This is a genomic window from Archangium sp., assembly GCF_036389735.1.
Taxonomy (GTDB): domain Bacteria; phylum Myxococcota; class Myxococcia; order Myxococcales; family Myxococcaceae; genus Archangium.
Genome location: NZ_DASVWK010000031.1, coordinates 1 through 9,384 on the forward strand (window position 1 = coordinate 1; position 9,384 = coordinate 9,384).

The following is a 9,384-nucleotide window of genomic DNA, read 5'->3' on the forward strand; positions in this document are numbered from 1 at the left end:
TCGCGGAGCGCGGCGCGCTGGTTGTGTTTGAAGTGAATGGTTGTCTGCCCGCGCCGTGCCCTCTCTCTCCGGGGCCCGGCGCCTCTCACAGCTTCAAGAGAACCATGCTTTGGAACGTGTCAAGGCGACCCCGCCGCGAGCCCTTCCGGGCCGGCTCAGTCGTCCTCGCGCCCCAGGTAGACGGAGACGTCCTCCCCTTCTCTCGAGACGTGCACCACCCACGGTCGGCAGCACACCGGGCAGTCTTCCACGTACGTCTCCGCCGGAGCCCCCACGGGGTCCACCTCCACCTCCACCGGCTCGCCGCAGTAGGGACACAGGAGCGACTGCTCGTCCGCGAAGGGCTGCATCAAGGCTCTCCTTCCTGGTGGGCGGCCTGCCAGACGAGCACCGGCCGGGCGGAGCCCTCTCCCGCGCGCCACCGGGCCACCTGGGGGCGCAGGCCGCCCACATCCAGGCCTTCACATCCAGGCGGCAGGGGCTCGAGCCGCTCCAGGGCGCGTGAGAAGAGCGTCCACGCGCCCCGGGTGTTGCCGGCGTCCCACTTCAGCCAGCCCGCCGCCACCAGGATGAGGCCCTGGAGCAGCAGCCGGCGCGCGCCGCTCTCATGTTGCCAGGCCTCCTCCCAGGCCTCGTGGGCCTCGAAGAAATGCCCGGCGTTGAAGAGCGCCACCCCATCGGCCAGGCAGTTCTCGAATCCACGTGGCATCGAACGCGACTCCGGGCTCCTTCCTCCGTAGACTGGCGACCATGGCCGCACCTCGCAACCGTATCGGAGACATCCTCGTCAAGGCCCGCGTCATCGACGAGATGCAGCTGCGCAGCGCGCTCGCCCAGCACGACCAGTGGGGCGGACGCCTCACGCGCATCATCAGCGACATGGGTCTGGCCACGGAGGACACCCTCACCCAGGCCATCAGCCAGGGGTTGGGCGTTCAGCGTGTCCAGCTGAGCACCGTCACCAAGGACGTGGGCGCCCTCGCCAGGATGGAGGTGGGCTTCGCCGAGCAGAAGGGCGTCTTCCCCGTGTCCCTGCGCGACAACGGCAAGACGCTCATGCTCGCCATGGCGGACCCGACCGACCTGCAGACCATCGACCAGGTGGCCGCCCGCAGCCGCACGCGCGTCATCCCCGTGGTGGCCGGCGATCAGGAGATTCAGCACGCCATCCTGCGCCACTACCGCAACCAGGATCCGGTCGTCGCCACCCATGCCCCTGGCGACCAGAGCACGCGCAGGAGCAGCAGCATCCCGGGTGAGACCAACGAGTTCAAGATCGTCGACATGAGCGGGAAGACGGTCGTGAAGCACATCGGCGACATCGCCCCGCGCATGGCCGCGGAGAACGCCCGGCAGGCCGCCGCTGCTTCCGCTCGCGCCGGTGCGGGGAGCGCCGCGGACCTGCTCGACGAAATCCTCAGCACCTCCCCGTCCCCGGCCGAGGTGTTCTCCCCCGAGGAGATGCAGCGGCTCCAGGCGGTGCAGGTCAACCAGGAGAAGAGTTCCAAGATCCTGCGCGCCCTGCTCGAGTTGCTGCTGGAGAAGGGCACGCTCCAGCAGAAGGAGCTGGCGTCGCGGATGCGCTCCTGAACCGCCCTACCCCAGCACCTCCTGGAGCTCGCGCGTGCTGAGCCCCAGGAGGAAGAGGATGGCGTCCAGGCCCCCGGCGGTGATGGAGGTATCGGCCGCCTGACGCAGCTTGGGCTTGGCCCGGAAGGCGACGCCCAGGCCCGCGCGCTCCAGCATCAGCAGGTCATTCGCCCCATCGCCCACGGCGATGACCTGGTCGAGCAGGATGCCCTCCGACTGGGCGATGCTCTCCAGCAGCTCCGCCTTGCGGCGCGCGTTGACGATGGGCCCCAGCGTGCGCCCGGTGAGCTTGCCGTCCACCACCTCCAGCACGTTGGAGTGGGCCTGGTCGATGCCCAGCCGCGCCATGAGGGCCTCGGCCGCCACGGAGAAGCCCCCGCTGAGGATGGCGGTGCGGTAGCCCAGCCGCTTGAGCACGCGGATGAGCGTCTCCACGCCCTCGGTGAGCGGCAGGTTGGCGGCGATGTCCCGCAGCACCTTCTCGTCCAGCCCCTTGAGCAGCCCCACGCGTTGGCGCAGGGACTCGTCGTAGTCCATCTCCCCGTGCATGGCGCGCTCGGTGATGCGGGCCACCTGCTCCCCCACCCCGTACGCCCGCGCCAGCTCGGCGATGACCTCGATGCGGATGAGCGTGGAGTCCATGTCCATCACCACCAGCCGCTTGCCGCGCCGGTAGAGGCTCTCGCGCTGGAGCGCTACGTCGAAGGAGTTGGTGGACATGGCCAGCTCCAGCAGCGTGCGCTTGAGTTCCTCCGGGTCCCGCTCCACCGGCAGGGCGATGTGGATTTCCACGGCGCCGGGCTCCGCCTCGGACAGACGGTGGACGCGCTCGATGTTGGCCCCGTGGCGCGCCAGGCGCTCGGTCACGGCGTGCAGCTCTCGCGCGCCCAGGGAGCGCCCCACCACGGTGACGACATGGCGGCTGGGGGCCGGGGCGGCCGGAGCCCGGGGGGCGTCCACCGGCTGGAAGTCCAGGGACACGCCCAGCTCACGGGCCGCGAAGAGCAGCTCCTTGAGGACGCCTCGCGTCTCGGGCAGGCGCACCAGCAGGCACAACGTGAGCTGCCCCTGCACCACCACCTGCTCGATGTCGAGCAGCGTCGCGCCCACCTCGGCGAGGATGCCGGTCAGGCGGGCGGTGATGCCGGGACTGTCCTTCCCGGTGACGGTGACGAGCACGGTGTCCTGGGGGCTCTGACTGTCGCTCATGGTGGAGCGAGTCTGACAGCCCGGCCCGCCCGTCGCGAGCACTCGTCACACGGAGGCGGGCCCGGCACCGCACCGGGCCCGCGCTCGGGAGGCTACTGCGGCTCCGAGGAGAGGATGAGGTCGCCCTTGGCGAGGAACTCCGCCTCGGTGAAGGACTTGTAGAAGTCCTCCAGCATCGCATCGATGTCCGGGTAGCGCTGCTCCACCTTGTCCTGGGTCATCTTGTCGAAGATGGAGTCCAGGCCGGCGGGGGCCTCGGGGTTGACCTCGGAGGGCAGCGGCGAGCGACGGCCGGGAATCTGCCCGGTGAGCATCTCGTAGAGGAGGATGCCCAGGCCGTACACGTCGGAGGCGGGACCGGCGTCCTTCATGCGCTGGGGCTGGATGAGCTCGGGGGCCAGGTACACCATGCCGCTGGCGCCCACGAAGACCTGGGGCAGGCCCTTGGAGGCGTCCTGCTCCACCACGCGGCTCAAGCCGAAGTCACCCAGCTTCGCGTTGCCACAAATGTCGAAGAGGACGTTCTCCGGCTTGAGGTTGTGGTGGGTGAGGCCCACGGCGTGCGCGGCGCGCAGCGCGTAGGCGAGCTGAAGGAAGCAGCGCATGGCGACGGGCACCGGCACGCCCTTGCCCCCGCCCTCCTCCAGCTTGTCCTTGAGGCTGTCCTGGAGCAGCTCCAGCACGTAGTAGGGCCGGGCCGTCTCCGTGTTCTGGTCCATCACCTGGACGATGCCCGGGTGGCGCACCTGGGCCTGGGCGCACAGCTCCTTCTTCAGCCGCTTGAGCACCTCGCCGCGCTGGAGGAAGGAGAAGTAGCCGAAGATGTCCTTGAGCTCCTTGAGGCAGACGTCCAGCCCGAGCGCCAGGAAGCGACCCTTGTGGGCGGTGCCGAGCGGCCCGGAGCCGATGGAGTCCAGCTTCTGGTAGCGCTGGTCCAACAGCTCCGCCGCCTTGGGGGCGGAGGGCGCCGACGAGGGCACGGGAACGGGCATGGGCGCGGACGCGGGGAGGGGAAGGACGCTCGTCGTCAGCGGAGCGGCGGCCACGGAGGGCGGCGGGGGGACGGCCTCGTTGCGCATGCTGGCCACCGGGGGCGGCACCTGCACGGGCGGGGTGTGCACCGTCTCCAGCCCGTGGAGGGACGTGCGGGCCCGAGGCAGCGCGGGCGGCTGCTCCACGGGCGGCAGCACCTCGTTCTCATCGAGGAGGATGTCCGGCGGGGGCGGCGGCGGCGGGGAGTCGGACTCCTCGGTGGCCACCGGGGGGGCTTCGTCCCCGCGTAGCTGTTCGGCGAAGAACTCCTCCACCTCCAGGACGAACTTCTCCTGAAGCTCGCCGTCCACCATGCGCTCGCCCTGCTCGGTGAGCCGCAGCTGGGCCTCCCGGTGGTCCAGGGCGATGTAGTGGTACTTGCGGAGGAAGAGGTAGTAGCTGTCGAACTCCAGCGAGACGGACGGCTCCAGCGCGGCCTTCACATCGGCCAACTTGCTCGAGCGTCCCAGACGGCCGTTCTCCCTCAGACTCTGGAGGATGAACAGCGCCTCGCCGCAGACGGTGTCGCGGTGGATGGCGGGCTTGGACATGTGGGCCCGACTCTACGCCGTCCCGGCGCCCTGCCTCAACGTGGCCTGCCTGCCTGCTGTCAGGGAATGTGAAGCAGTTGCTTCACCGTCTCCAGCACTTCCTGGAAACGCACCGGCTTGCGCAGGTAGATGTCCACTCCCAGCTGCATGGCGCGCTCGCGCGCCTCGGGCCCGCCCGCCGAGATGGCGACCACGGGAATGGACTTGAGCGCCTCCTCGGCGCGGATGCGCTCGATGAGCGCGAAGCCGTCCATCACCGGCATGTACAGGTCCGTCATCACCAGGCTGAAGCGCCCGCCGCCGCCCATCAGCATCTGCAGCGCGTGGTGCCCGTCCGGAGAGAAGTGCACCTCCAGGGGAACCTTGCCCGCCAGCTCGCCGCTCGCCAGCTTCTTGAGCACGTAGCTGTACATCTCGACGATATGCGGGTTGTCCTCGACGATGAGGACGCGATACCCCGCCGCGGGGAGGGCCGCCGGGTCCGACGCGCGGGTCTGTCCTGGCGCACTCAAGAGTTCACCCAATCGCTGCCGGTCCTGCTCCCCCGCCACCCGGATGCCGACACCCGCCGGCGCCGCGGGTGACGCGGGCCGGACCCGGGTCACCGTCCCCACGACTTGTACCGGATTCAGCAGTCCCGGGAAAGAAAGTGCCAGCATGACCTCCTGGCCGACCACGAATGGCCGTTCGGTCTGCACGAAGATTCCTCCCTTCGAGAGGTTCTCCGTGAAGTCCCGTCGCCGGTCCTGATCCGGGTAGTCCACCCGAAGCACGAGGGGCCGTCGGGGATCCTGTCGCTGGTCGTCTGATCCCCGATTCATAACAAGGGCTTGAAATCGCTCGGCATTTCGCTGATGGGACGGAGTGTAGCGTCGAGGGTTTATGTTGACAACGCTGCCATTCGAGCCTTACGAAGCGCCCGCCATGGCGGAGCCCCTGTTCACCCCCGAAGAGCAGAAGAAGTTCGACGCGGAGATCGCGGAGATCCTCTCGCACTACCCCGCGGATCGGAAGAGCGCAGCGATGCTCCCCGCACTTCGGCTCCTTCAGGAGCTGAAGGGTTGGTTGCCCCCCGAGGGACTCAAGCTGGTGGCGAGCCGGCTGGGAGTCACCCCGGAGCGCGCCTATGAGGTGGCGAGCTTCTACGTGATGTACCACCTGAAGAAGCCGGGCAAGTACGTCGTCGACGTCTGCACCAACCTCTCGTGCTCCCTGTGGGGCGCGGAGAAGATGCTGGCCTACCTGGAGCAGAAGCTCGGGCTGAAGGCCGGGGAGTCGAACGAGCGCTTCACCCTGCGCGAGACGGAGTGCCTCGCCTCTTGCGGCACCGCGCCCTGCTTGCAAATCAACGAGGACCACCACGAGAGCCTGACGAAGGCGAAGCTCGACGCGCTCTTCGAAAAGCTCTCCTGACACCTCCCAGCAAGGAACCTGATTCCATGGCGACAACGGCATTCGAACCGCTCATCTCGGCCGCCTGGGGCAAGCCCAACTCCTGGACCCTGGATGAGTACAGGAAGCGTGGCGGCTACAAGGGTCTGGAGAAGGCCCTGGAGCTGGCCCCGGCGCAGATCATCGACGAAGTGAAGAAGTCCAACCTCCGCGGGCGCGGCGGCGCGGGCTTCCCCACGGGCCTCAAGTGGAGCTTCGTCCCCAAGGACAGCCCCAAGCCCAAGTACCTGGCCGTCAACGGCGACGAGTCCGAGCCGGGCACCTTCAAGGACCGCTACATCCTCGAGAGCGACCCGCACATGATGCTGGAGGGCATCGCCATCGCGTCCTACGCGCTGGGCGTGCACACCTGCTACGTGTACCTGCGCGGCGAGTTCAAGCTCCAGGCCGAGCGCACCAACGCGGCCATCCGCGAGGCCTACGCCGCGGGCATCTTCGGCAAGAAGATGATGGGCAAGGACTTCCAGCTGGACTGCTACGTGGTGCGCGGCGCGGGCGCCTACATCTGCGGCGAGGAGACGGCGCTGCTGGAGAGCCTCGAGGGCAAGAAGGGCTGGCCCCGCCTCAAGCCCCCGTTCCCCGCGGTGGTGGGCCTGTTCGGCAGCCCCACGGTGGTGAACAACGTGGAGACGCTCGCCAGCGTGCCCCATGTCTTCACCCGCGGCTCGGCCTGGTACGCCGGCCTGGGCACCGACAAGTCGGGCGGCACCCGCCTGGTGTGCCTCTCGGGCACGGTGAACCGCCCGGGCGTCTACGAGGTGTCGCTGGACACCACCTTCACCCAGCTCATCTTCGACGACAAGTACGGCCGGGGCCTGCCCCCGGGCCGCAAGGTGAAGGCCGTCATCCCCGGTGGCTCCTCGGCGCCCATCCTCAGCCCGGACGAGCTCGACATCGCCATGGAGTTCGAGGCCGTCAAGGTGAAGCAGACCATGGCCGGCTCCGGCGGCGTCATCGTGATGGATGACACCACCTGCATGGTGCGCAGCCTGTGGCGCGTGGCGCGCTTCTACGCCGAGGAGTCCTGCGGCCAGTGCACCCCCTGCCGCGAGGGCACCCCGTGGCAGACCCGTCTGCTGCGCAAGATCGAAGAGGGCCGCGGCGAGCCGGGGGACGTGCAGATCCTCAGCAACGTGGCGTCCTCCATCGCGCCCTACCCGCCCATCGGCCTGGGTAACACCATCTGCGCGCTCGGCGATGCCGCGGCGCTGCCGACCCATTCCTTCCTCATGCGCTTCCGCGACGAATTCGAGGCGCACATCCGCGAGCACCGCTGCCCGTTCGGCGACAAGCCCTGGGGCGCGTTCGGAGACTGGTCGTGAACGTCGAGCTGGTCCTCTTCGGAGCCTTCGCGCTCCTGACGCTGCTTTCCGCCGGTCTGGTCATCTTCGCGAAGAATCCCATCAGCTCCGCCATGGCGCTGGTGGCCACGTTCTTCTTCCTGGCCGGCATCTACGTGCTGCTGTGGGCCCACACCGTGGCGATCCTGCAGGTGCTGGTCTACGCGGGCGCCATCATGGTGCTCTTCCTCTTCGTCATCATGCTGCTCAACCTGGGCGAGTCGACCTCGACCGGGCCCCGGCTGACACTCTCGCGCATCGCCGGCGGAGCGGCGGCCGCGGGGCTGCTGGTGGTGCTGGTGATCTCCATCTGGAAGATGCCGGTGCGCACCGATGCCTTCACGGGACAGCAGGCCATCGCCAGCGGCTTCGGCACGCTGGCGGTCATCGGCCAGACCATCTTCACCAAGTGGCTGCTGCCCTTCGAGGCCGTCAGCCTCCTGCTGCTGGTGGGCATGGTGGGCGCGGTGGTGGTGGCCAAGTCGCGGATTTGAGCCCGTCTTCTCCAACCCTCTGCTAGAAGGCGGGCCGCGCTCGCCCTTCACACGGCCATGGTCCCGATCTCCTACTACCTCATCCTCGCCGCCGCGCTGTTCTGCCTCGGCATGTTCGGCGTGCTCATCCGCCGCAACGCGCTGGTGGTCTTCATGTGCGTGGAGCTGATGCTCAACGCGGCGAACCTGACGTTCCTCGCCTTCGCCAAGCAGAACGGCGACTTCACCGGCCACGTGTCCGCCTTCTTCGTGATCGCGGTCGCCGCGGCCGAGGCCTCCATCGGTCTGGCCATCGTCATCGCGGTGTTCCGCAGCCGCGGCACCGTGAACATCGACGACATGCGGACGATGAAACACTGACGCACCGGCCCCTCATTTCCGCCAAGAGAGCCCCTCCATGGATGCCCTCAAGCAATTCCTCATGACCGCGCCGGTGGACCCCGCCATCTTCGCGCAGTCGCTCTGGCTCATCATCCTCCTACCGTTGGTGGGCGCGTTCATCTGCGGCGTGTTCGGCAAGATGCTCGGCCGCGCCAACGTGCACCTCATCGCGTGCGCGACGGTGGCCGGCTCCTTCGTCCTGTCCGTGCTGGCCTTCTGGTCGGTCAGCCACGTGCAGGGAGGCGTGCCGGTGTCCACCGAGAACGCCTTCTCGACGAGCCTCATCCGCTACGCCATCGGCGCCGACTACGGCACCTGGTTCAGCGCCGGCACCTTCCGGGTGAACTACGGCCTGATGGTGGACCACCTGTCGGGGACGCTCCTGCTGGTCATCACCGGCGTGGGCTTCCTCATCCACCTGTACTCCACCAGCTACATGGAGCACGACGAGGCCTACTGGAGGTACTTCGCGTACCTCAACCTCTTCGTGGCCGCGATGCTCACGCTGGTGCTCGCCGACAACCTCGTCCTGCTCTTCGTGGGCTGGGAGGGCGTCGGTATGGCCAGCTACCTGCTCATCGGCTTCTGGTACTCGGACACGGCCAAGGCGTGGGCGGGCCGCAAGGCCTTCGTCACCAACCGCATCGGTGACTTCGCCTTCCTCATCGGCTCCTTCCTCGTGGTCATCCTGGTGAGCGCCTTCAACACCCAGGCCAACGTGGGCAACTTCGCCCAGGTGAGCGGCAATGCCGAGGCCGCCCAGGTGCGCTTCCGCGAGGGTCTCCAGGCCAAGGGCCCCCTGTCCTTCCAGGGCCTGGAGGTCATGGCCAACGCGCTGCCGAGCGGCGCGGAGACCACCCAGGCGGGCGTCACCCTGCAGAGCACCATCTCCGAGGGGCCGCTCGCGGGCCGCACCTTCGGGGGCGTGCTGACGGTGGCGCTGCTGCTGTTCCTGCTGGGCGCGGCGGGCAAGAGCGCCCAGTTCCCGCTCTACGTCTGGCTGCCGGACGCCATGGCCGGTCCGACTCCCGTCTCCGCCCTCATCCACGCGGCGACGATGGTGACCGCGGGCGTCTACCTCTTCAGCCGCATGAGCTTCCTGCTGGTGATGAGCCCCACCGCCATGGTGACGGTGGCCATCATCGGTGCCTTCACCTCGCTGGTCGCCGCGCTCATCGCCTTCGCGCAGGACGACATCAAGAAGGTGCTCGCCTACTCCACGGTGTCGCAGCTGGGCATCATGTTCATGGGCGTGGGCATGGGCGTCTTCTGGGCGGCCGCGCTGCACCTCGTCACCCACGCCTTCTTCAAGGCGTGCCTCTTCCTGGGCGCCGG

At 68.4% G+C, this 9,384-nt stretch carries 11 protein-coding genes; 6 read left to right on the forward strand and 5 right to left on the reverse strand.

From position 1 onward, the window contains the following. Positions 1 to 155: 155 nt before the first annotated feature. A complete protein-coding gene (locus VF794_RS00985; RefSeq protein ID WP_331106789.1) occupies positions 156 to 350 on the reverse strand; it encodes a CPXCG motif-containing cysteine-rich protein in 195 nt (64 codons plus the stop codon). Beyond that, a complete protein-coding gene (locus VF794_RS00990; RefSeq protein ID WP_331106791.1) occupies positions 350 to 709 on the reverse strand; it encodes a DUF309 domain-containing protein in 360 nt (119 codons plus the stop codon). Before VF794_RS00990 ends, VF794_RS00985 begins: the two co-directional genes overlap by 1 nt. A 41-nt stretch (positions 710 to 750) precedes the next feature. Here VF794_RS00990 and VF794_RS00995 point away from each other — a divergent pair, with 41 nt between their 5' ends. After that, positions 751 to 1,590 (forward strand): hypothetical protein, encoded by an 840-nt coding sequence (locus tag VF794_RS00995; protein WP_331106793.1) that lies wholly within the window; start codon positions 751 to 753, stop codon positions 1,588 to 1,590. Positions 1,591 to 1,596: 6 nt separating this feature from the next. On the opposite strand, the gene serB is transcribed toward VF794_RS00995, so the two are convergent. From serB to VF794_RS01010, 3 genes are all read right to left on the reverse strand, one after another. Further along, positions 1,597 to 2,799 (reverse strand): phosphoserine phosphatase SerB, encoded by a 1,203-nt coding sequence (gene serB, locus VF794_RS01000; protein WP_331106795.1) that lies wholly within the window; start codon positions 2,797 to 2,799, stop codon positions 1,597 to 1,599. 92 nt (positions 2,800 to 2,891) lie between these two features. After that, positions 2,892 to 4,382, reverse strand: a complete 1,491-nt coding sequence (locus VF794_RS01005; protein WP_331106797.1) for a serine/threonine-protein kinase — start codon at positions 4,380 to 4,382, stop codon at positions 2,892 to 2,894. Between the two features lie 59 nt (positions 4,383 to 4,441). Continuing rightward, complete coding sequence (locus VF794_RS01010; RefSeq protein ID WP_331106799.1) at positions 4,442 to 5,203, reverse strand: TIGR02266 family protein; 762 nt, start codon at positions 5,201 to 5,203, stop codon at positions 4,442 to 4,444. A gap of 103 nt (positions 5,204 to 5,306) precedes the next feature. Here VF794_RS01010 and VF794_RS01015 point away from each other — a divergent pair, with 103 nt between their 5' ends. The 5 genes from VF794_RS01015 to VF794_RS01035 form a co-directional block, all read left to right on the forward strand. Next, positions 5,307 to 5,795, forward strand: coding sequence for an NAD(P)H-dependent oxidoreductase subunit E (locus VF794_RS01015; RefSeq protein WP_331106800.1), 489 nt, complete (start codon positions 5,307 to 5,309; stop codon positions 5,793 to 5,795). Between the two features lie 26 nt (positions 5,796 to 5,821). Continuing rightward, positions 5,822 to 7,156, forward strand: coding sequence for an NADH-quinone oxidoreductase subunit NuoF (nuoF, locus tag VF794_RS01020; protein WP_331106802.1), 1,335 nt, complete (start codon positions 5,822 to 5,824; stop codon positions 7,154 to 7,156). Further along, positions 7,153 to 7,668, forward strand: coding sequence for an NADH-quinone oxidoreductase subunit J (locus tag VF794_RS01025; RefSeq protein ID WP_331106804.1), 516 nt, complete (start codon positions 7,153 to 7,155; stop codon positions 7,666 to 7,668). Before nuoF ends, VF794_RS01025 begins: the two co-directional genes overlap by 4 nt. A gap of 57 nt (positions 7,669 to 7,725) precedes the next feature. Continuing rightward, positions 7,726 to 8,028, forward strand: coding sequence for an NADH-quinone oxidoreductase subunit NuoK (gene nuoK, locus VF794_RS01030; protein WP_331106806.1), 303 nt, complete (start codon positions 7,726 to 7,728; stop codon positions 8,026 to 8,028). Positions 8,029 to 8,065: 37 nt separating this feature from the next. Beyond that, positions 8,066 to 9,384 (forward strand): NADH-quinone oxidoreductase subunit L (locus VF794_RS01035; RefSeq protein WP_331106808.1); only part of this gene is annotated, 1,319 nt, incomplete at its 3' end.